This is a genomic window from Thioalkalivibrio sp. ALE10 (assembly GCF_000381385.1).
Classification (GTDB): Bacteria; Pseudomonadota; Gammaproteobacteria; order Ectothiorhodospirales; family Ectothiorhodospiraceae; genus Thioalkalivibrio.
In genome coordinates this window covers 64,959-86,264 of the sequence record NZ_KB906456.1, presented here as the reverse complement: position 1 = coordinate 86,264, position 21,306 = coordinate 64,959, and the positions used below count along the sequence as shown (strand labels likewise).

Genomic DNA, 21,306 nt, shown 5'->3' with positions numbered 1-21,306 from the left:
AAAAACGCCACGAACCCGAAGGTTCGTGGCGCCCAGGGAGACACTGCCCCGTATACGCGTTCGTGCTCGAGTCGCTTTTGCGCGCTGACAAGGCGCGGTGAGTGAAGTGTAGCCGCGCTACATGAACGAGCCGCAACGCCGTCAGCGGGCAAAAGCGGCCGAGCCCCTTCGGGGTTGGAGTCCCATGTTCCCCGATTCTGCGTTGCGGCCCTTGCCGGTAGAACCACTACCGGCAGCGCGCCGCGCCTGGTCTCGGAAAACATGGGACACCAACACGAACGCGTATACGGGGCAGTGTCTCCCTTACGCCCCGCAGCGGGCGGTTGCCTGCGAGCCGGGTCCGGAGAGAGAGAGAAAGACCCGGTCGCAAACCCTGAACGGTCAGGCGACGGCGCTAGTGGTAACCCGCGTCCGCCGTGACCTTGCCGCGGAAGACCCAGTAGGTCCACGCGGTGTAGCCGAGGATGATCGGGATGATGAACAGCGCCCCGATCAGGATGAACAGCTGCGCATCCGGGGAAGATGCGGCGTCCCAGAAGGTGTAGTCCGGCGGGACCACGTACGGCCACTTGCTCACGATCAGCCCCAGGAAGGTGAAGATGAACAGGGCGATCGTGGACACGAAGGGCAGCCCCTCGTGGCGCCGGCGCACCGAGCGCAGGATCTGCCAGGCCGCCAGCAGCGCCAGGGCCGGAAGGACCCACAGGATCTCGAAGGTGCCCATCCAGCGTTCCATGACCTTGGCGTCGATGAACGGCGTGATCGCACTGACCAGCCCGAACACCACCAGCACGGCACCCAGCAGCCACGGGGTCACGCGGTAGGCGAATGCCTGGGTTTCACCCTCGGTCTTGAGGATCATCCAGGTCGCGCCCAGCAGGGCGTAGCCGGCCATCAGTCCCAGACCGGTGAGCACCGTGAACGGGGTCAGCCAGTCCAGCGCGGTGCCGGCGTAGTTCAGCCCGTCCATCTGGAAGCCCTGGATATAGGCCCCGACGACCGCCCCCTGGGCGAAGGCCGCGACCATCGAGCCGATCGCGAAGGAGGCGTTCCAGCCGCGCCGGGATTTCGCCGAACTCGCCTTGAAGCGGAACTCGAAGGCGACGCCGCGGAAGATCAGCCCGGCCAGCATCAGGAACACCCCGATGTACAGCGCCGGCAGGAACACCGAGTAGACCAGCGGGAAGGCCGCCAGCAGGCCGGCGCCCCCGAGGATCAGCCAGGTCTCGTTCCCGTCCCAGACCGGGGCGACCGTGTTCATCATGATGTCGCGCGACTGCTCGCCGGGGGCGAAGGGGAAGAGGATCCCCACGCCCAGGTCAAACCCGTCCATCAGGACGTAGCCGACCAGTCCGACGGCGATGATCACGACCCATACCAGTGTGATATCGACCATGGTTTCAGCTCCTTGCGTCAGCGGCAGGGTTGTCGTTGAACGGCGTATCGGCCGCCGACAGCGGGCGCTTGGCGTGCTGCGGCTCCTGCACCGGATGGTCCGGCTCCGGACCCTTGCGCACGATGCGCACGATGTAATAGACGCCGGCGGTGAACACCACGGCATACACCGCGATGTAACCCAGCAGACTGAACAGCGCCATGCCACCGGTCAGCGACGGCGTGAGGCCGGTCGCGTGGTCCATGATTTCGTAGACCAGCCAGGGCGCACGGCCCGTTTCGGTTACGAACCAGCCCGCCAGCACCGCGACGAACGGCGTCGGGATCATCCAGGTCAGGCCCTTGAGGAAACGCTCGGACTGGTACAGGTCGCCACGGAACCGCAGCCAGGCGCTCCACAGGGCGAACCCGATCATGACGAAGCCGATGGCCAGCATGATGCGGAACGACCAGAAGGTGATGCCGACCGGGGGACGTTCCTCGGCGGGCACTTCGTTCAGCCCGGGCACCTCGCCGTCCAGTTCGTGGGTCAGCACCAGCGAGGCCATGTTGGGCAGCCCGATCTCGAAGTGGTTGGTCTCGTTGGCCGAATCGGGGATGGCGAACAGCAGGAACGGGGCCCCGCGTTCGGTCTCCCAGACGCCTTCCATCGCCGCCACCTTGGTCGGTTGATGCTCGAAGGTGTTAAGGCCGTGGATGTCGCCCACCACCAGCTGCGCCGGGGCGGCGAACAGCAGGATCCACATGGTCACGCCCAGCGCCTTGCGGTTCATCTCGACGTGCTTGTTGCGCAGCAGGTAGTAGGCGGAGACGCCCGCCACCACGAAGCCGGCGGTCAGCAGCGAGGCCAGACCCATGTGGAAGAAACGCGGCCAGAAGCTGTCGTTGAAGATGGCCTGACCCCAGGAAGTCACCTGGAAAACTCCGTCAACCAGCTCCACACCGCCGGGCGTCTGCATCCAGCTGTTGGCCACCAGGATCCAGAACGAGGAGATGAAGGTGCCCAGTGCCACCATCATCGCCGCGAAAACGTGCACGCCCTGCGGCACACGGTCGCGACCGAACAGCAGTACGCCGAGGAAGGCCGCCTCCAGGAAGAACGCAGTGATGACCTCGTAGGACAGCACCGGCCCGAGGAAATTGGCCGTGGCATACGAGAACACGCTCCAGTTCGTGCCGAACTGGAAGGACATCACGATCCCGGAGACCACCCCCATGCCGAACACGACCGCGAAGATCTTGATCCAGAACTTCGAGATCCGGGTGTACAGGGCATCACCGGTCTGCCAGGCCCGGAACTCCAGGAAGGCGATGAACGAGGCGAGCCCGATGGTGAATACCGGGAACAGTGCGTGAAATGACACGACGAATGCGAACTGCAGTCGTGACAGGAGTAAGGGGTCAAGCTCCATGGCATTGCCTCCGTGAACGATTGAGAGAGGACGCGTGGTGCGTTCCGCCCGGATGACAATCAAGTTGCGTGCCAGTTCTCGCTCTGGCGTGCGTGTTCGCGCTGCGACGCGGTTTGCGGCATCGGTCCGGGACGAGCCTCGTAGTCCCGGGGTGTTGTACATGCCGCACATGACAGTCTGGAACATGGAAATGACAGTCACGGCAGACAAAGCGTCCGGAGTCGGGCGGCCGAGGCGCGCGGAAAGCGGTTTTTGCGGGTTTTGTGGCACTGGCACGAAAACTGTATGTCAGAAGGGTTGAAGCGCGGCGCCACCGGCGACCGCTCCGGAAAAAGACGCCCCGCGGGATGACGGGGTCGCGAGGAGGCATACACATGACAGATCGCAATAAGGCAGGTTCGTCGAAGGCACCGCTGGTATTGCGGGACGGACTTTCGCGGCGGGACTTTCTTAAACTGACCGGCGGGCTGACCGCCGCGGCAGCCGTGGGGTCCGCGCCCGCGGCGGCGCAGGCCGGAGTGCAGACCCGCGCGCGTGTCGTTGTGCTGGGCGGCGGCGCCGCCGGGCTGACCGTGGCGGCGCGGTTGCGCGACCTGCTGGACGGGGCGCGTATCACCGTGGTGGAGCCGAGCGAGACCCATCACTACCAGCCGGGCTGGACCCTGGTCGCGGCCGGGACCTATTCGGTCAGCGACGTGACCGCGCGCAACGAGCATTACATCCCGCGTGGCGTCGACTGGAAGAAGGATTCCGTGGCCGCGGTGGATCCGGAGAGCCAGGTGGTCGAGACCGCCGGCGGGGATCGTCTGGATTACGATTTCCTGGTCGTGGCCACCGGGATCCATCTGGATTACGAAGCGATCGAAGGCCTGGAGCGCGCGGACATCGGGCAGAACGGTCTGACCAGTATCTATGCCGGCCCCGACCAGGCGCGGCATGCCTACGAGCAGACGCAGCGCCTGGGCGAGCAGGGCGGGGTGGCCCGCTTCACCATTCCGAATACGCCGATCAAGTGCGCCGGGGCGCCGATCAAGGCGACCCTGATCGCCGAGGACCTGCTGCGCAAGGCGGGGCAGCGGGATCGCATGGAATTCCACTATCACGCTCCGGAAGGCGCGCTGTTCAGCGTCGAACGTTTTGACGGGATGGTGCGCGACATCTATCGCGAGCGCGGAGTCGGGATCGAATCCGGGTCCGTGCTGCAGGGCGTGGAGCCCGAGCTGCGCCGTGCAACCTTCGTGGACGGCGGCGGCAATCGCGAGACGGTGGACTACGACTACCTCCACGTGGTGCCGCCCATGCGCGCCCACGACTGGGTGCGCGAGGCCGGTCTGGCGGTGGAAGACGGCAGTCTGGCGGAAGGCGGCTGGCTGGCCGTGGACGACCAGACCCTCCAGCATGCCCGCTACCCGAACGTATTCGGCGCGGGCGACGTGGTGGACACGGCGATTGGCAAGACGGCCTCCACGGTCCGGGCCCACGGTTCGGTGACCCCGGACAACCTGGTGTCGGTGCTGCAGGACCGCGAACCGCAACAGCGTTTCGACGGCTACACCTCCTGCCCCCTGATCACAGAGGTGGGCAAGGCGGCCCTGGTCGAATTCGACTACACTCTGGAGGAGGTCCCGACCTTCGGCTTCATCGACCAGGGGCAGCCGAGCTGGATGTGGTGGCGGCTGAAGGTGCACATGATCAAGCCGCTGTACTACAACATGCTGCGCGGGCGTTACCTGCGCTGATCGCGGGCGGCGCGCGCCCGGGGGCGGGGATGCGTTAGGGTAGGCGCATTCGCGAACCCCCCGGGAGCGGCGTGGCACCCGATATTCTGTTCTATGGCGATCCCCATGGCCTCTTCGATCCCCTGATCGAGGCGGTGGCACGGTACCGGCCGCGGGCCGTGGTCCTGCTGGGGGACATGGAACTGCGCGAACAGTCACTGGATGCCGTACTGGCGCCGTTGCGGGAAGCCGTGGCGGCGGGTGCCACGATGCCGGCGATCTACTGGATCCCCGGCAATCACGAGAGTGATACCGATGCGGCCTGGGCGAATGTGTTCGGCAGTTCCTATGTGGCGGGCAATCTGCATGCGCGTGTCGCGGAAGTGGCCGGCCGGCCGGTAGCGGGTCTCGGCGGGGTGTTCCGTGGCCGCGTCTGGTACCCGCGGGGCCCGCGCTGCAAGGCGCCGGTCTTCTTCACCCGAAGCGAACATGTGGCGCAGCTCCCGGAACGCGATCGCTGGCAGGGCGCCGGGGATCGCGAACCGGGCCTGCCCCGGCGCCATCGCACCTCCATCTATCCCGAAGACATCGAACGCCTGCGCGGGCTAAAGGCCGACATCCTGGTCACCCACGAGGCGCCGTCGCCGCATGCCAGCGGCTTCGACACCATCGACGGCCTGGCCGAGCTGCTGGGGGCCGGGCTGATCGTTCACGGGCACCATCACCAGGACTACGAGGCGCATACCCCGGACGGGGTGCGGGTGCGCGGCGTCGGGCGGGCCGGGGTGGTCGGCCTGTATCCGGACGGCCGGCTGGAGACCCTGACGCCCGGCATCGACGATCCTTAGCGGGCAGGCCCCCGGGAATGGTCCGTTTCCGGTGAATCCTCCGTTTCGTCCGTCTCGTCGGGGACGATGAGCATGCTCCGGGCCTTGCCGAAGAGTTCCCGCGCGACATCGGGTTGTTCGCGCAAATGCCGGCTCCAGTGGGGAAACAGGTTCTGTTCCTCGCGTCCTTCGTGTTTGGCCAGACCGCCCGAGATCAGGGCGAAGAACGGCGCGATGGCCCAGGGTTCGTCCACGCCCTCGGTGAATTCGTGTTCCAGCATCGCGGTCTGGTCCAGCAGCTCCTCGTGTTCGCGCAGCATGATCGAGGTCGGGTCATCGCCGCGGGGATGGCGCGGCAGATCGAGCAGCGGGACGATCAGTTCGTTCTCCACGTGTACGTGGCGTCGCAGTCCGGCGACGTAGGCATGAAACGCCGGTGCTGCGCCCTCGGCGTCGCCGGCATTGACCCGGTGCAGGGCGCTGGCGAACAGGCGGTCGATACGCAGGTGGTCGCGGGTGAGGAGATCGACCAGGTCGACGGGCTCGGTGTCGTCGCGCCGGCGGACCCGCAGGGTCCACAGCGGCGGGCCGGCCTCGACGGTTTCCCAGTGGATGGCATGACGCAGTTGCTGTGCGACCGCGGCCATCAGCAGTTCGGGCTCTTCCTCCACAAGCACGTCGAAGGTCTGACCGGCGCCGAGTTCGCGCAGGGTGTAATAGGCGCGGGTATGGGCATGGTCGCCCAGCCCGCGCAGGTCGAGAGTGAAATCAGCCATGGGGTTCCGGTTCCAGGTCGCGCCGGCGGGCCATGGATTCGCCGATGGCGCGGCATTGATCGGCGTCCAGCAGGTGTTCGGCCAGCGGCAGCACGGCTTCTTCCTCGAGGGCCAGATGGCGGCGGTACTGGTCGATCCATTCCGCCGCGCCGTCCAGCGAGGCATCGCGTCCTTCGGCGATGTCGAGCAGGGCCGGCTCCAGCCGGGACCAGCCGTTTTCCAGGGTTTCGTGCTCCGCGGTAAGACGGTCCAGCCAGTCGGGCAGCTGGGGATGGCAGTCGGGATGATGGCCGAGGCCCTTGAGCCGCGGGAACAGATCTTCGTCCTCGTCGGCATGGTGGTGCGGTGCGGAGGCATGGAAATATTTCAGCAGCCGCTGGGCGGCGGCCTGGGCCTCGGCATCCGCACCATGATCGGGGACATGGGCCTGCAGGCGGTCGAGCGTCTCCAGACAGCCCTTCAGGCGACGATGACAGGCACGCAGGACTTCGAGGGGGCGATCGAAGCCGGGCAACGGTTCGTTCATCTGGAGATTCATGCGGGCCTCGGGATGCACATCTGCCCTCTGTGTAGCAGTTCGGTGACCGTGTGGCCTTGATGCGGATCACATCGTGCGGAGGGTTTGTCTTTTGTGTCATTCGCCCCCAGAATCGATGGGACAGAGGCACCGGCGTCCGCGTGCCCGGCTTTGTAGTGTCCGTCGTTGCCGCGGCGGCCTTTCCCTGTCGATCATGGCGCCGGTGGGCAGTGCCCTGCTCGGGCTCTCGGAGGGCGAGGAGATCGAGTGGCTGCGTCCGGGCGGGGGCGTGATGCACGTGCGCATCGACAAGGTGCTGTTTCAGCCGGAGCGGGCGGGCGAACACCACCGGTAACCGCGGGGGCTATCCCCAGTAGCCCTGGCGATACCATTGCCCGCTGCGCAGGCAGCGGAACACCCAGACCCCGCGACCGCGGGGGTCGCGCGCCAGGGCATAGTCGCGGCGCTGATCGTTTCCCCGGTCCCACCAGCCGTTTTCCATGCGTCCCAGGGGCTGCAGCCCCTGCAGATCCGTGGCCGCTGCCGGCACCGGCGCGTGCACCCACAGGGCCGTGCCGCAGGCCTGCTGCGCGGGACCGGGCGTGGATCGGCCCCGTTGCAGGGTGGAGCCGACGGGCTCCTGCGCGTCTTCCGGGGCCGGGGTTCCCCGGTTGCTCAGGCCGCCGACCTTCTGTGCCCCCAGGCGCGCCCGCAGGCGGGCAAGCACGGCGGGCAGGTGCGTGCCCGGGTTGTTCTCGCCGGCGGGGTCTCCGGTCAGCAGGCCGTCATCGGTGGCGGGCGGGTCCAGCAGGTCGGCCGCGTGCAGGCGCAGGCCGATGACCGGGGCCTGCAGGGTTTCGCGCTCCAGTCGGGTCTGCCACAGGCTCAGCCAGTCCGCCGCGCGGATGCCGGGCTGGCCGCGTTCCAGGCTCAGGCGGGTGGTGGTCTCGCGATGCCGCAGTTCCAGCTGCATGCGCTGCAGGCTCAGGGCCCGCCCGCGCAGTTGCTGCTCAGCCTGCTGCAACAGGCGGCGCAGGGGGAACACCAGCGCGGTGCTCGCGCGGATCTCGTGATCCAGGCGCAGGGCGAGTTCCAGGGTGGCCGGGGGGCAAAAGCGCGGCAGGGCCTCGCGGGCATCACCCAGCAGGCGGTCGATGATCTGCAGAAGTTCCGGTTCGTGGCGTCGTGCCAGTTCCGTGCGCGGCAGACGCAGCAGGTCACCGAACATCCGCAGGCCGGTGGCCTGCAGGGCCTCGCGGGTGCCCGCGGGCAACGGCAGGGTGTTCAGCGGGAAGCGTGCCAGGTTGCGGCGCAGGGCGTCGCGGTCCTCGGGGATCTCCGGGTGCCGGTGCGCGGCGAACAGCCGTGCAGCAGCCGGGCTGCGGGCCATGCCGGTGCGCGGCTGGAAACCCAGTTCGCGCAGCACCGCCTCTGCCCGTTCGCGCAGGGCCGGCAGCCCGCCGAACAGGCGCCGGCTGCGCCCGACCTCGAGCAGGATGCGCTGCTCTTCGGGTTCGGGATGCACGTGGTCGCTGAACTGCAGCAGGGCGGCGGCGAGCTGGTGAATCTCGCGCGCACGGGCCGCCGGGTCGTCCTCGATCAGTTCCGGGGTGTCCAGCAGGGCCAGGGCATCGCCCAGGGGCATGCCCGGACGGGCGCCGGCGCGGCGCGCGGCACGGTTGGCGGCATGCACCCGGGGGCGTTCCCCGCGTTCCACGATCAGCAGGGGGTGCTGCGCGAGACGGTCGGCATCCGCGCGGCGGCGGGCCTGGAGGTCCAGGGCCAGATGCGGAAGCTGCACGGCCAGCCAGCATTCCCGGGCCTCCGGCGCGGGGACGGGAGCGGGGTCAGGTTCCCGCGCCGGCTCCGGGAGCCCCGGGAGCAGTTGCAGGGTCGGACCCGGGGGGGCTTGCTCCGTGTCGGGTGCCGGCCGCGCAGGGCGTGCGTCCGGGATCACGGGGTGCCCTCCGCGGGAGGCGGGTGTGCCACGGAGAGATCCAGCGGCCGGCCGCGCCGGTACCGGGCGCCGCTGCCCTTGATGAAGTGCAGGCGCAGGCCCCGGCCATGGGGCTGCCATTGCAGGCGCTGATGTGCGGGTGAGGGCTGTTCCGCGGCCTGTGGTGGACGATGGAGCACGGCACAGGCGCGGCTTTCGCCGGCCGCCAGGCGCAGACGCCGCAGTCGTGCGGTCTCCGCGGGGCCATGGATCCAGATCAGCAACACGCCAAAGGCCGGGTCGCGCAGGCACTGTTCCGCACTCCACAGGCGTTCGCCGTCTTGGTCGGCCCGCACCAGCAGGACCCGCTCCGGGGGAATGCCCAGCTGTTGCCAGCCGGGGAGCCAGGGGGTGGCCGGCGGGCCGATCAGGGCGATCCACAGCCGTGCGCGCCCGCAGGCGGCGAGCATCGGGACCAGCAGGCGGGTCTCGCCGCTGCCGAAGGGCGCGCCCAGCAGTTCCACCAGCTGGCCGCGCGGCCAGCCGCCGCCCAGGGCCGTTTCCAGTTCGGGTGTCCCCGCTGGCCAGACCGCGTCGCCGCTGGCGGGGGCGCCCTGGCGGCCGCGCCACAGGGACGGGTGTTCCAGCAGTGAGTCCAGGGCGCGGCTCATTCCCTTTCCAGATCGCGCAGCACGCCCACGCCGATCCCCTCGATCGCGAGTTCGCGGCGCTCGGGGTCGATCTCGATGGGGGCGAAATCCGGGTTTTCGGGCAGCAGGCGGATCCGCGAACCATCGTGGTGGAAGCGCTTGACCGTGACCTCGTCCTCGATGCGCGCGACCACGATCTGGCCATCCCGGGCCTCCGGCGTGCGGCGCACGGCGAGCAGGTCACCGTCGAGGATGCCGGCATCACGCATGCTTTCGCCGTGTACCCGCAGCAGGTAGTCGGGGCGGGCGCGGAACAGGGCGTCGCCGAGTTGGTAGTGCCCCTCGATGTGTTCGGTGGCCAGCAGCGGCGAGCCGGCCGCGACCCGGCCGATCAGGGGGATGCCGTCCGCTTCCGGGGGCGTGCCGGGAGACGGGCGGGCCTCGGGGGACAGGCGGATCCCGCGGGCCGCCCCGCCCACCAGTTCGATCGCACCCTTGCGCGCCAGGGCCTTGAGGTGGCATTCCGCCGCATGCGGCGAGCGGAAACCGAAGGCCGCGGCGATCTCGTTGCGCGTAGGCGCGGTGCCCTGGGTGGTCACCACCTCGGTGATGTAGTCGAGGATGGCCTGCTGGCGCGGGGTGAGCGACGGGACGGACGACACGGGGGCGGCTCCGGATACTGTTCATAATTACAGTAACCGGAGGGTGCCCGGGTCGGCAAGCGGTCAGTCGGGGTCCGCTTCAGCTCCGTCTTCTGCGTGTCCGGTGTAGAAGCGTCGGGCGTCGTCGAACAGCTCGGCGTTGGTGTCGGCACGCATGTACAGCATGTGCCCGCCGGGATAGCGGCCGGTGACGATGCGCTCGTCGTCGCCCGGGTCCGCGGCATGCGCGATCTGCCCCAGCAGCCATTCGGTGGCGAAATAGGGGGTGATCAGGTCGGCCTCGCCGTGCACGCTGAAGATGCGAAAGCGGGGATCGAGTGCCAGGGCGGTGGCCAGGTCGTCCATCGCCGAGGCCGGGCCGGTCCGCTGCGAGCTGTCCCAGTCCCAGGCACCGAAGACCTCGCGGCTGAGCAGGCGATACTGATGCCCGTGCGACCACTCCAGGGTGTTGCGCAGGTGGTCCAGCATGGCGGTGGACAGCGGGGCCACCAGCCCGTCGAGGATGGCATCGGCCTGAGGTCGCGTGCGGGTCGGGACCGGATCGGGCGAATCGATCCCGCCGTCGTACAGGCTGACCAGCCGGCCTTCGTCCCGCAGCAGGTCACGCTGCGCCATGTTCAGGGTGATGCGGCCGCCGGTCGCGCGCAGGTGGTCGCGGTCGATCCCGGTGAAGCGGGCCACTTCATCGATCCATTCCGCGTCGATCCGCCCCGGGTGCAGCAGGCCCTCGAGGTAGTCCCCCAGCGCGAATGCCTCCGCCTGCTCGAGGCTCGGCGGGTCATCGCCCAGGCGGTCATGTGCGCGTGCGGAGGCGGTCAGCGCCGGCAGCATCAGGGCGTTCGGGAGCGGGCGTCCGGTGCCGCCCTCGAGCATGCCGAAATCCAGCGCGGGGGAGACCAGCACCGTGCCCGAGACGCTGATACCGGAGTTGCGCATCAGCCGCGCCGGCAGGGCACCGGCGCGATAGCCGCCATAGCTTTCCCCGCCGAGGTACACCGGGTCGCCGCGCCGTTCGTGGTCGTCCAGCCAGCGTTCCAGGGTTTCTTCCAGGGCGGCCAGGTCGCCCTCCGGCTCGAAGAAATCTTCGGGATCGCCGGCCTCCATCACCCGGCTGAAGCCGGTGCCCGGCGGATCGATGAAGACGAGGTCGGTAAACGCCAGCCAGGTCTTCGGGTTGTCCGTCAGCCGTGGTGGCGTGGCGGCCGACAGGCCCCGGTCGTCGGTGTCCAGGACCCGCGGTCCGAGTCCGCCGACGTTGAGATAGGCCGAGGCCGCCCCCGGTCCGCCGTTGAACAGGAAGGTCACCGGGCGGTCGGCTTCTTCGTCGTCCACCGTATAGGCCACGCTGAAGACCCGCGCCTCGGGGTGTTCGCGATCCTCGCCCAGCGGGGTGTAGCCGACCGTCGCGCGGTACTCCAGCCGTTCGCCGTCCACCGTTTCCAGCGAATGCGTGGTGGTCACCGGCTCGGGGAGTACCGCCGGAAGGTCCTCACGATTGTCTTCTTCGCCCGGTGCCGGGGCAGCGAGCAGCAGCAGGACCAGACCGAGGGCCCCGGGGCCGGCGTGTCGCCGCATCAGCAAACCGCCGTCTCCTCGGTATCGGGGCAGTCGTGGCGCACCACGCGGTCTTCTTCGAGCCAGTGCTTGATGCCGTCGGTGACGTTATGGACGTCCTCGTACCCCAGACCGTCGGCCAGCGCGCGGGCCAGTACGCCGGTGCGGCTGCCGGTGCGGCAGATCAGGACCACGGTGTCATCCGGGTCTACGGCATCGGTGAACGCCTGACCGAATTGCGGAATGAACTGGCCGCGTTCGTCGAAGGCGGTCATGCGCAGGCTGCCTTCGACCACCCCGGTCTCGGCCCATTCGTCGGGGCGGCGGATGTCGACCACGGTCACGTCGTCGCGTTCCAGCATCCCGGCCAGCTCGTTATTGTTCAGGCCGCCGAAGGGCGCCCGCTCCACTTCCAGGATCTCCACTTCGAAGCGCAGAGTGGCGTTCGGCGGGATCACGTCACCGGCGCCGCGTGACCCGTAGCCCAGTTCCGGCGGGATGATGATCTCGCGCTTCCCACCCTCGCGCATGCCCTCCAGGCCCTTCTCCCAGCCCGGAATGACCTCGCCGGCACCCAGGGTCAGGGTGAACGGCTGGCCGCGGTCACGACTGGAATCGAAGGGTTCGCCCTGGTCCTCGCCATCCTCGTACACCCAGCCGGTGTAATGTACGGTCACGGTGTCATGGCGCACGACCTCGTCGCCGTCGCCTTCCTCGATGTCACGGATTTCCACGTTCTGCGCCAGCGCGGCGGCCGGCAGGGCCAGAAGGATTGCAAACAGCCAGTTCTTCATCGATTCGTACCTGAAGGTGATGGAAAGGGTTCGTTTTAGAGGACAACGCGCATCATTGGAACATTCCCGCTCTATTGCAACAGCCGGCGGCGGATGCGGTAGCTGGCCACGCAGATGGCCAGGACCCCGTAGCCAGTGATGACCGCAAGATGCGGCAGCCAGCGGACCGGCCATTCGCCGGTCATCAAGGGCCGCACCAGCTCGATCACATGAGCCAGCGGCAGCATCCAGGCCAGGGTCTGCACCCAGCCGGGGAGCTGTTCCAGGGGGAAGAAAACCCCGGACAGCAGCAGCATGGGGGTGACCGCCAGGGTGAAGTAGTAGAGGAAGAAATCGTAGCTGCGCGCCAGCGAGGTGACGACCAGCGCCAGCGCGCCGAAGGTGAAAGCGGCGAGGAAGATCACCGGCAGCGCCAGCAGGGCGCGCGCGTCGGCCACCAGCCCCAGCAGGCTGGCCACGATCAGTACGGTGATCGCGGAGATCAGGCCCTTGGTGGCGGCCCACACGGCCTCGCCGAACACGATGTCGTCCAGCGTGAGCGGGGTCGCGAGCATGCCGAGCCAGGTGTTCTGTTCCGCCATGCGCGTATAGGCCGAGTACATGCCCTCGAAGCTGGCGGTCATCATCGCGCTGGAGGCGACGATGCCGGAGGCGATGAACACCATGTAGCGCATGCCGTCGACCTCGCCCACCATGGCGCCGAAGCCGACCCCGAACGCCAGCAGGTAGAGGATCGGTTCGCCGAAGTTGCCGACCACCGCGGGCAGCAGCAGCTTGCGCCAGACCCGCAGGTTGCGGCGCCATACGGCGAACAGGCGCGGGCCGGGGCGGGGCAGCAGGGGGTGGGTGCGCTGGCGCATGGGTATTCAGTCCCGCAGGTCGTGGCCGGTGAGCTTGAGGAAGACGTCCTCGAGGTTGGCCTCGCGCAGGCCCATGCGTTCCCCGCGCGCCTCCAGCCGGCCGCGCAGGCCTTCCGGGTCGGGGGTGTAGATCAGCCAGGTGTCGGCGACCTGGTGGGCGCGGTCGCGCGGCCCCAGTTCGTTTTCGATGGACGCGGCGGCGCCGTGGCCGGCGACCGTGGCCACCCAGGGTTCGACGTGCTCGCGGATCAGCCCGGCGGGCGTGTCACAGGCGATGATGCGGCCATGGTCGATGATCGCGATGCGGTCGCACAGCTCTTCGGCCTCCTCCATGTAGTGCGTGGTCAGCACCAGGGTGACACCCGAGGCCCGCAGCTCGCGCAGCTGTCGCCAGAGGTGGTGACGGGCCTGGGGATCGAGTCCGGTCGTGGGTTCGTCGAGGATCACCGCGGCCGGGTCGTTGATCAGCGCGCGGGCGAGGGTCAGGCGCCGTTTCATGCCCCCGGACAGCGACTGGATGCGCGCGTCGCGCTTGTCGCTCAGGTTGACCCGCTCCAGCAGGGCATCGACCCGCGCCTGCAGCACCGGGCCGGACAGGCCGAAGTAGGACGCGTAGGTGAACATGTTCTCGCCCACCGTGAAATCCGGGTCGAGGGTATCGAACTGAGGGACCACCCCGAGGCGGTGACGGATCCGACGCTCGCCTTCGGGCATCGTCTCGCCGAGCACCTCGATGTGACCGGCATCGACGGGGCTGAGACCCAGCAGCATGCGCAGGGTGGTGGTCTTGCCCGCCCCGTTGGGGCCCAGCAGGCCGAAGAACTCGCCCTCCGGGATGTCCAGGTTGACGCCGTCCACCACCGGCGTGCCGTCGTACCACTTGCGCAGGTCCTGGATGCGGATGGCGGTCAAGGGGTGTCCTTTTCGCAAAACGAGTAGTCGGGATCCCGCACAGTGTAAGGCGTTCCCGCCGGGTGCCGCGAAGGGGGCAGGACCGCGCGGGGATTTCCGGTGCCCATGGTCGTCGCCCGGGCAATGCGCTACCCTTCGCCGCGTTCGCGCGCAAGCGCGCTCCCACAAGGGCAGGTGGCCCCCTGCGAAGCTGCAGCGCTGATCGAGTCCGTGCTGCCCCGGGTGCGGCTGACTGTTCCGGACAACGCGAGGTGATCGATGCAGTTGTTCTGGCAACCCCGGACGGATCTGGGCAAGGCCATCGGGCCCGGCATCCTGATGGCCGGCGCCGCGATCGGCGGTTCCCATCTGGTGTCCTCGACCCAGGCCGGTGCACTCTACGGCTGGTCCCTGCTGGGATTGTTGCTGCTGGCCAACCTGTTCAAGTACCCGTTCTTCCTGTACGCGGTGAAGTACCGCGCGGCCACCGGCGACACGATCCTGCATGGCTACCGGCGCATGGGGAAGGGCTTTCTCGCGGCCTTCTTTGGCCTGAATCTGGTCAACGCCTTCCTCAATACCGCGGGGGTCGCGTTCATCTCCGCCAGTCTGTTTCTGGCGTTCCCGTTCGTGGATGCGGCCGAGCATGTAACCGGGATCGCCATCGGCATCCTGTTGCTGTGTGCCGCCATCATCATCGCCGGGCATTATCAGCTGCTGGACAAGATCGCCAAGGTGGTGGTGTTCCTGCTGGCGGTGTCCACCCTGACCGCGGTGATCGTGGCGATCTGGCAGAGCGCGGAGATCCCCGAGGGGTTCGTCGGACGCGATCCCTGGGACCTTGCCTCCATCGGCTTCATCATCATGTTCATGGGCTGGATGCCGGCGCCCATCGACATCGCGGCGTGGCCGTCGCTGTGGCGGACTTCGCGCGAGATCGAGACCGGCCACCGCGCCACGGTGGGCGAGTCGACCACCGATTTCCACATCGGCTACATCGTGACCGTGGTCCTGGCGGTGTTCTTCCTCGCCCTGGGTGCGCTGGTGATGTACCGCGCGGGCGCAGGGATCGAGCTGGCTGACATGACGGCCGGCGAGTTCTCCGCTCGCTTCATCGAGATGTATACCTCGACCATCGGCGACTGGGCGCACTGGCTGATCGTGCTGGCGGCGTTTTCGGCGATGTTCAGTACTACCCTGACCTGCATGGACGGCTGGCCGCGCTCACTGGCGATGAGCACCCTGCTGCTGTTCGACCGCCCGGAGACGGGGCTGCGGCGCACGCTGGTCGCATGGCTGCTGTTCACGGTGGTGGCCTGCATCGTGATCATTCAGTTCCTGCTGACCGATCTGCTGGCGATGCTGCAGTTCGCGATGGTGGTGTCGTTCCTGACCTCGCCGGTGTTCGCCTGGCTCAACTATCGCGCCATCCAGCGTCCCGAGGTGCCGGAAAAGGATCGCCCGGGACCGGTGCTGCACGTGCTCTCGTGGGCGGGCATGGCGTTCTTCGTGGTGTTCACGCTGCTGTTCGTGGTGTGGTTCTTCGGGCTGCAGGATGCGGCCGAGGAAGAACGCGAGCGGATGCAGGAGGAGGAGCAGGCCCTGGTCGTCCCGTTCGAGCCGACGGCCCGGGTGTGACAGGAACCTCCTCAGTTCGAGGCGCGTGCTCGGGTGAGCCGGCGCACGATCAGTGTCAGCAGGATGGCCACGCCGATCGCCCCGATCGCGAACACCGGGCTGGAGAGCAGGTCCGGGCGCAGCAGCAGTAACAGGCCCAGCGCCAGCATCATCATCCCGGACAGCAGTTTGAGCAGACGCCCCTCGTGTTCCTGCAGCTTGCGGTTGCCCAGGGTGAAGGCGAACAGGGCGACGATCGCCAGCATCGGCAGCACGTAGATCAGGTTGTACGCGACCAGATAGCCGTAATAGCTCACCGCGCCGGGATCGTGGGTGGTCAGGATCCGGGTGTAGATCATCGGGAAGCCCAGGGTGCACAGGATCTCGTAGAGGTTGACCACCACCGCCAGCACCACGGTGGCGCCCAGCACCCAGGGCAGGCTGTCGGCCTGGGTCAGCTCGCGCATGCGGCGGAACAGGCCCGGCCGGGCCGAATCCGGGATGCTCAGCGATACCCCGCGCTTGAACAGGAAGTAGTCCTTGATATTGATCAGCGCCATTGCCAGCGCCACGGCCCCGGCGATGCGCGTGATCAGAGGCATCTCGCCGAGTACCAGGAAGGCGTTCAGCCAGGCGGTCATGAAGGTGAAGTAGATGACCCCCGAGATGGTCACGAAGACCCCTCCGATCAGCAGGATGCGGCCCCGGCTGCGGCTGTGCACCACCACGCTCAGCAGGAACAAGAGGACGAAGAAGGCGCAGGGGTTGAACGCGTCGAAGCCCGCGAGAAGCAGCGTCAGCGCCGGCAGGGACAGCCGGTCGGGGTGCAGCTCGCCGAACAGGGGCAGGCGCAGCGGCTCGGCCTCGGTCCACAGCGCGCGTTCCAGCTCGGGCGGTTCGCCGGCCTGAACCCGCCGGTGACAGGTCTCCAGCAATTCGCGCAGCCGGGCCTCCTGACGTCCGCGCGTGTCGAACCCCTCCAGCATCGCCCCGCAGAACAGGAAACCGGGCACCGCCCGGGCCTGTTCGCCACGTTCGGCGGCCATCTGGCGGTAGAGCGAGCCCAGTTGCGGGTGTGCGGTGAGGTCGTAGCTGCGCACGGCCAGCCAGGGGTAGTCCTGCGCCAGCTGATGGACCACCGGCAGCGCGTCCAGACAGCGCGGACACTCGCGGGTCCAGAAGAAATGCAGGGTGATGGTGGGGGCGGCCTCGTCGGCGTCGTCGGATTGCCCACCCGGAGTCTGGGCCTGGGCGGTGCCCCCGGCGAGCGAGAGCAGCAGGAAGCCCATCAGTATCCAGGCCAGTCCCGCGAACATCCGTGCCGGATGTCCGTGGTCCTTCGCGGGTGGATCGTGCCTTCCCGGCATGGGGCTCCCCGTGCTGTTCCCTGTCGCCGAGTATAACCGGCTTTCAGTGTGCCTCGTCGCGCCAGCTGGCGAGCGCGTGCAGGGCCAGGGTCACGAGAACGGCCGTCCCCGCAACGAGCGTCATCAGCGGCGGCGCTTCGGCCAGGAACAGCCAGACCCACAGGGTACCGAACACCGCTTCGAGGACCAGGAACAGGGCGACCTCGCCGGCCGGGAGGTGACGGGTGGCCAGGGCGATCATCACCAGTGCCAGTGGCAGCTGGACCGCGCCCATCAGCAGCAGCGTGGCCAGGCTGGTGGCCGACACAGCCAGCGGCGCGGCAAAGAAGAGCGCAATCACCGCGCCCAGCAGGCCGCCGGTGGCGATCACCGCGAGCCGGTCGATTTGCGGCGAACGGCGCAGCAGGGTCAGCTTGAGGCCGACCACCATCGCCGCGCCCAGCGCGAACAGGTCCCCCAGCCAGCCGCCGGTTTCCAGCGAGCCGGCGAACACGCCGACGATGCCGACCAGGCTGAGCAGGATCGCGACCCAGGTCCGCAGCGGGATCCATTCGCGCAGGATCAGGCCCGAAAACAGGGCCGCGAACAGCGGCGAGGCGGCGAGGATGACCACGGCGTTCGCGACGGTAGTATGCAAAACCGCGAGGACGAACAGATAGTTGGTGGCAGCGAATCCGGTCGCGGTCCACCACGCGTCCATGCCGCCGCGCCGCATGCAGGCCCAGGTCCAGCGCCCGTTCATCAGCCGCAGCACGACGGTGAGGGTGATCGCCATGAACAGGCCGCGCCAGAACAGGATGTCCGGCGCGCTGGCATCGGCGAGGCGCACCAGCAGGCCGTCGAAGCTGATCGCCATGACTCCGATGAACGCGAACATGGCACCGGTGGCATGCGGACTGAGGTTGCGAATCAATGCAGGCTCCTTTTCTGCTACGTTGGCCGGATTTCCAGTCCGAGGAGTTTTCCATGTCGTCAGCGACGATCCCCGCCGCGTTGCAGCCGGTCGGCTGCGTGGGCCTGGGCATCATGGGTGCCCCCATGACCCGCAATCTGATCGCGGCCGGGGCCGAGGTGCATGTCTGGGCCCGGCGTCCGGAACAGGCGCGGGCCCTCGAACCGGACGGTGCCCGGGTGCACGGGGATCTGGCCGGGCTGCTCGCGCAGGTCCGCGTCCTGGTGCTCAACGTTTCGGACACGCCCGACGTTGCGGCCCTGATGGAGGGGCCCGGCGGGGTGCTCGAACACGGTCGTCCGGGCCTGATCATCATCGACCACAGCACCATCGAGCCGGTACGTTGCCGCGAGCTCGCACGCGCCGCGGCGGAGCGTGACATGGTGTTCATCGACGCCCCGGTTTCGGGGGGCGAGCCCGGTGCCCGCGCCGGTACCCTGAGCCTGATGATCGGCGGGCCCGCGGCCGCGGTCGAGCAGATCCGCCCCCTGCTGGAGGCCGTGGGCTCCACGCTCACCCATGTCGGTGACAGCGGTGCCGGGCAGATCGCCAAGGCCTGCAATCAGCTGGTGGTCGGCGAGACCCTGGCGGCGATCGGCGAGGCCTTTGCGCTGGCCCAGGGGCAGGGCGTGGATCCCGCACGCATTCGCGAGGCGCTGCTGGGCGGTTTTGCCGGATCGCGGATCCTCGAGGTGCACGGCCAGCGGCTGCTGGACGGCGACTTCGAGCCCGGGTTCCAGCTGGGACTCTACCAGAAGGACGCCGGGATCGTGGCCGAGCTGGCCCGGCGCACGGGTCTGGAACTGGACGGAGTCCGGCGGATCGGCGCTGCCGTGGATGCCGCCTGCGCGGACGGGCGCGGTGACGCCGACGTGTCCCTGCTGGCACGCTACTGTGCCGGATCGCCGGGAGGGCGTGCCGAATAACCCGGCTACAGTGCCAGCGGGGTGTCGCGATAGCCGTTGGCGGAGGGCTGCACGCGATCACCGGGTTCGGGAAAGCGCTGCATCAGCTTGTCGTAGTAACTGCGGATATTGCGGGTGTAGCTGACCGGCTCCCAGCCGCGGGCGTAGCCGTGCCGGGTCTGTTCGTACCAGCGGGATTCGGCCAGTCGCGGCAGCCATTCCTTCACGTCGACCCAGCGGTCCGGGTCGTCGCCGTTGTTGGCGGCCAGCGCACGTGCGTCGTTCACATGCCCCAGGCCCACGTTGTAGGCGGCCAGGGTCATCCAGGTCCGGTCCGGTTCGGGGATGCTTTCCGGCAGGCGTTCGCGCATCTGCAGCAGGTAGCGCGTGCCCCCGTCCACCGAGGCCTGTGGATCGGTGCGGTCGGGGATCCCCAGATCCTGCGCGGTGGCCCGGGTGAGCATCATCAGGCCCCGCACCCCCGTGGGCGAGACCGCGTCGGGGTTCCAGTGCGATTCCTGATAGGCCACGGCGGCAATGAAGCGCCAGTCGAGGTTGTATTTCTCGCCGGCGGCCTCGAACAGATCGCGAAAACGTTCCAGACGGTCATGGACGCGTCGCTCGAAGGTCAGGGTGTCCACCAGGTCGTGGGTCTCCAGGTGGCCGAGGTAACGATCCAGTAGCCGTTCCAGTTCACCGGTGTCCCGCAGGGACTGCAGGAAGCGTCCGGCTTCACGTTCCAGGCTGGTGTCGCCACGGTCGGGAAACAGCCAGACCAGCGGGGTGGTGCCGGCCAGTTCGTAGCCGGCGCGCAGTTCGGGATGCAGCCGCTGCAGGCGCCGGTATTCCAGCGATGTCATCAGGGCAAAGTCGATCTCGCCGCGCTCCAGGGCGTCGCGCATCCGCTCCGGCCCGGGCAGGGGCAGGACTTCATGCGGGGCCGTGGTGGCGACATCATCCTGGCCATCCTCCCGGTGCGGGCGATGCAGCATGGGCGGCAGCGATGCCCCGGCGGGGACGCCGATCCGGCTGCCTGCGGGGATGTCCATGGGCGACAGCAGGGGGCCGCCGTTCTCGGCCCCCTGCCAGTAGGCCAGGATACGCTGAACCTCGAGAATCTCGGGGCCCCGTCGCAGTCCGGCATCGTCGCCCGGCGGCACGAGAAGACCGGCTCCCAGATCGACGCGACCGGCCCGGAGCAGGGCGTGGACATCCGCGGGGCGTTCCACGCGCCGGACCTCCAGGGAAACGCCCAGACGCTCGGCGAGGCGGTCGAGGAGCTCCAGTTCCAGTTGTTCGCGCCCCCCGTAGTCCGCCAGGTCGGAGCGGCCCAGGGCATGTTCCACGAATGCCACCCGCAGTTCCTCGCGGAACTGGATCTGCTCGGTGACCGGCGCGGGCTGCAGCCATACCCGCAGTGCTATGGCGACCAGCACCACGACGAACACGCCCAGTTCGATCTGGTGGCGCGTGGAGAGTGCGGGGCGGAGGCGGCGGGTCGGGCGCATGGGCCGAAGGGTAGCGCATCGTGCCGCTCGGGATCCGTGATCCGGATCAGCGGCCGGTTCGGGTCAGCGCCAGTGCAGCACCAGGCCCTGTTCGCGCAGGAGCTGCAGGGCGGGATCCACGCAGTCGTCGATGAACGCGGCGCGCTGCGGGTTGTTGCGGGCGACACGGCAGTAGTCGGGGCCCTCGGGCAGCCCGGCCAGCTGATAGATGTCCTGCGTGGGGTAATAGAACGCGTGCACGAACTGGCGGAACACCCGGCGCATCAGCGGCCGGTACAGCATCTTCTGCCAGTTCGGCAGGGTTTCCATGTGCTGTTCCAGCGTATCCCGGGCGTGGGCCATGTGCCGCGCCTCGTCGATCATGTGCGTGGTGACCACGTCGTGCACCGTGGGGCTGATGGTCTCGCGGTGGCGGCGGATCAGCCGGTTCATGCGGTCGGGGACCTCTTCGCCGATCATCACCGCAATCCAGAACACCGCCGATTCGAACGGGGCGAAGCGTCCGACCAGCGTGGCCATGCGCGGCTTGGGGAACCGCCGGAGCGGCAGTTCCAGACCGCTGCGCCGCATGAACTCGATGAACATCAGGCTGTGACCGGCTTCTTCGCGCAGTTCGTGCAGACGGTAATTGAGCCGGTCGAGGCGGTCGGCGGAGTGCATCGAGATGCGTGCGATGCGCTCCATGAACAGCCCCTCCAGCCACAGGGCCCCGCTGATGAAGTAGATGAATTCGTATTGCGACAGGCGCCGTTTGAGCGCATCGGACAGGCGGTCGTATTCCGGCGTGCCGTACAGCGAGATGGCCGGCTCCGGGATCCAGAAATCGTCCAGGGACAACGCCTCCCATTCCACTCGCAGGAGCGGATCCTCGTAGGGAGCGCTGTTGCGGCTCAGATGGTCGAGCAGCTCCTGCGACGAATTCATCAGGGGATCACCGGGCAATGGCTGCAGTCAGTCGCGCGAAT

19 protein-coding genes and 1 pseudogene are annotated in these 21,306 nt (G+C 68.3%); 5 read left to right on the top strand and 15 right to left on the bottom strand.

Translation table 11 applies throughout. From position 1 onward, the window contains the following. Nucleotides 1-394: 394 nt before the first annotated feature. Together cydB and F788_RS0111495 are read right to left on the bottom strand one after the other, a co-directional pair. On the bottom strand, nt 395-1,396 hold the full coding sequence (cydB, locus tag F788_RS0111500) for a cytochrome d ubiquinol oxidase subunit II (RefSeq protein ID WP_018946079.1): 1,002 nt from the start codon (nt 1,394-1,396) through the stop codon (nt 395-397). A 4-nt stretch (nt 1,397-1,400) separates the two neighbouring features. After that, the gene (locus F788_RS0111495; protein ID WP_019590247.1) at nt 1,401-2,807 is read right to left on the bottom strand and encodes a cytochrome ubiquinol oxidase subunit I; all 1,407 of its coding nucleotides are present in this window, start codon (nt 2,805-2,807) and stop codon (nt 1,401-1,403) included. Between the two features lie 374 nt (nt 2,808-3,181). Here F788_RS0111495 and F788_RS0111490 point away from each other — a divergent pair, with 374 nt between their 5' ends. Together F788_RS0111490 and F788_RS0111485 are read left to right on the top strand one after the other, a co-directional pair. Beyond that, the gene (locus tag F788_RS0111490) at nt 3,182-4,546 is read left to right on the top strand and encodes an NAD(P)/FAD-dependent oxidoreductase (RefSeq protein ID WP_026332777.1); all 1,365 of its coding nucleotides are present in this window, start codon (nt 3,182-3,184) and stop codon (nt 4,544-4,546) included. 71 nt (nt 4,547-4,617) lie between these two features. Beyond that, nucleotides 4,618-5,373, top strand: coding sequence for a metallophosphoesterase (locus F788_RS0111485; protein ID WP_018869337.1), 756 nt, complete (start codon nt 4,618-4,620; stop codon nt 5,371-5,373). Here the strand turns inward: F788_RS0111485 and F788_RS0111480 are convergent. Together F788_RS0111480 and F788_RS0111475 are read right to left on the bottom strand one after the other, a co-directional pair. Further along, nucleotides 5,370-6,128: a hemerythrin domain-containing protein gene (locus F788_RS0111480; protein ID WP_019590245.1), complete on the bottom strand. Its 759-nt coding sequence runs from the start codon at nt 6,126-6,128 to the stop codon at nt 5,370-5,372. The two genes, F788_RS0111485 and F788_RS0111480, sit on opposite strands and share 4 nt — an antisense overlap. Next, the gene (locus tag F788_RS0111475; protein WP_018869339.1) at nt 6,121-6,666 is read right to left on the bottom strand and encodes a hemerythrin domain-containing protein; all 546 of its coding nucleotides are present in this window, start codon (nt 6,664-6,666) and stop codon (nt 6,121-6,123) included. The genes F788_RS0111480 and F788_RS0111475 overlap by 8 nt, the downstream gene beginning before the upstream one ends. 175 nt (nt 6,667-6,841) lie before the next feature. On the opposite strand from F788_RS0111475, the pseudogene F788_RS13430 reads away from it, so the two are divergent. Further along, nucleotides 6,842-7,000: pseudogene (locus F788_RS13430) on the top strand (GreA/GreB family elongation factor); the annotation flags it as partial. Nucleotides 7,001-7,009: 9 nt separating this feature from the next. Here the strand turns inward: F788_RS13430 and F788_RS0111465 are convergent. The 7 genes from F788_RS0111465 to F788_RS0111435 all read right to left on the bottom strand — a co-directional run bounded on the left by F788_RS0111465 (nt 7,010) and on the right by F788_RS0111435 (nt 14,013). Further along, nucleotides 7,010-8,452 (bottom strand): DNA polymerase Y family protein, encoded by a 1,443-nt coding sequence (locus F788_RS0111465; protein WP_026332776.1) that lies wholly within the window; start codon nt 8,450-8,452, stop codon nt 7,010-7,012. A gap of 146 nt (nt 8,453-8,598) precedes the next feature. Then, nucleotides 8,599-9,252: a translesion DNA synthesis-associated protein ImuA gene (gene imuA, locus F788_RS0111460; protein WP_018869342.1), complete on the bottom strand. Its 654-nt coding sequence runs from the start codon at nt 9,250-9,252 to the stop codon at nt 8,599-8,601. Then, nucleotides 9,249-9,893 (bottom strand): transcriptional repressor LexA, encoded by a 645-nt coding sequence (gene lexA / locus F788_RS0111455; protein ID WP_019590243.1) that lies wholly within the window; start codon nt 9,891-9,893, stop codon nt 9,249-9,251. Before lexA ends, imuA begins: the two co-directional genes overlap by 4 nt. A 63-nt stretch (nt 9,894-9,956) precedes the next feature. Further along, complete coding sequence (locus F788_RS0111450) at nt 9,957-11,468, bottom strand: S10 family peptidase (protein ID WP_038037704.1); 1,512 nt, start codon at nt 11,466-11,468, stop codon at nt 9,957-9,959. Beyond that, the gene (locus tag F788_RS0111445; RefSeq protein WP_019570342.1) at nt 11,468-12,241 is read right to left on the bottom strand and encodes an FKBP-type peptidyl-prolyl cis-trans isomerase; all 774 of its coding nucleotides are present in this window, start codon (nt 12,239-12,241) and stop codon (nt 11,468-11,470) included. The genes F788_RS0111450 and F788_RS0111445 overlap by 1 nt, the downstream gene beginning before the upstream one ends. A 71-nt stretch (nt 12,242-12,312) precedes the next feature. After that, a complete protein-coding gene (locus F788_RS0111440) occupies nt 12,313-13,101 on the bottom strand; it encodes an ABC transporter permease (RefSeq protein WP_019590241.1) in 789 nt (262 codons plus the stop codon). 6 nt (nt 13,102-13,107) lie between these two features. Next, entirely contained in the window at nt 13,108-14,013 is a 906-nt protein-coding gene (locus tag F788_RS0111435; RefSeq protein ID WP_019022005.1) for an ABC transporter ATP-binding protein, read from the bottom strand. 258 nt (nt 14,014-14,271) lie between these two features. Between F788_RS0111435 and F788_RS0111430 the strand changes: the two genes are divergently transcribed. Beyond that, complete coding sequence (locus F788_RS0111430) at nt 14,272-15,630, top strand: NRAMP family divalent metal transporter (RefSeq protein ID WP_020700652.1); 1,359 nt, start codon at nt 14,272-14,274, stop codon at nt 15,628-15,630. A gap of 11 nt (nt 15,631-15,641) precedes the next feature. On the opposite strand, the gene F788_RS0111425 is transcribed toward F788_RS0111430, so the two are convergent. Further along, on the bottom strand, nt 15,642-16,925 hold the full coding sequence (locus F788_RS0111425) for a thioredoxin family protein (RefSeq protein ID WP_019590238.1): 1,284 nt from the start codon (nt 16,923-16,925) through the stop codon (nt 15,642-15,644). A 94-nt stretch (nt 16,926-17,019) separates the two neighbouring features. Further along, a complete protein-coding gene (locus F788_RS0111420; protein ID WP_019590237.1) occupies nt 17,020-17,889 on the bottom strand; it encodes a DMT family transporter in 870 nt (289 codons plus the stop codon). 53 nt (nt 17,890-17,942) lie between these two features. Here F788_RS0111420 and F788_RS0111415 point away from each other — a divergent pair, with 53 nt between their 5' ends. Further along, nucleotides 17,943-18,854, top strand: coding sequence for an NAD(P)-dependent oxidoreductase (locus F788_RS0111415; RefSeq protein ID WP_026332775.1), 912 nt, complete (start codon nt 17,943-17,945; stop codon nt 18,852-18,854). A 5-nt stretch (nt 18,855-18,859) separates the two neighbouring features. Here the strand turns inward: F788_RS0111415 and mltF are convergent, their stop codons facing one another. Further along, a complete protein-coding gene (gene mltF / locus F788_RS0111410; RefSeq protein ID WP_019022010.1) occupies nt 18,860-20,341 on the bottom strand; it encodes a membrane-bound lytic murein transglycosylase MltF in 1,482 nt (493 codons plus the stop codon). Nucleotides 20,342-20,404: 63 nt separating this feature from the next. Then, nucleotides 20,405-21,265: a diiron oxygenase gene (locus F788_RS0111405; RefSeq protein ID WP_018869353.1), complete on the bottom strand. Its 861-nt coding sequence runs from the start codon at nt 21,263-21,265 to the stop codon at nt 20,405-20,407. Between the last annotated feature and the right edge of the window lie 41 nt (nt 21,266-21,306).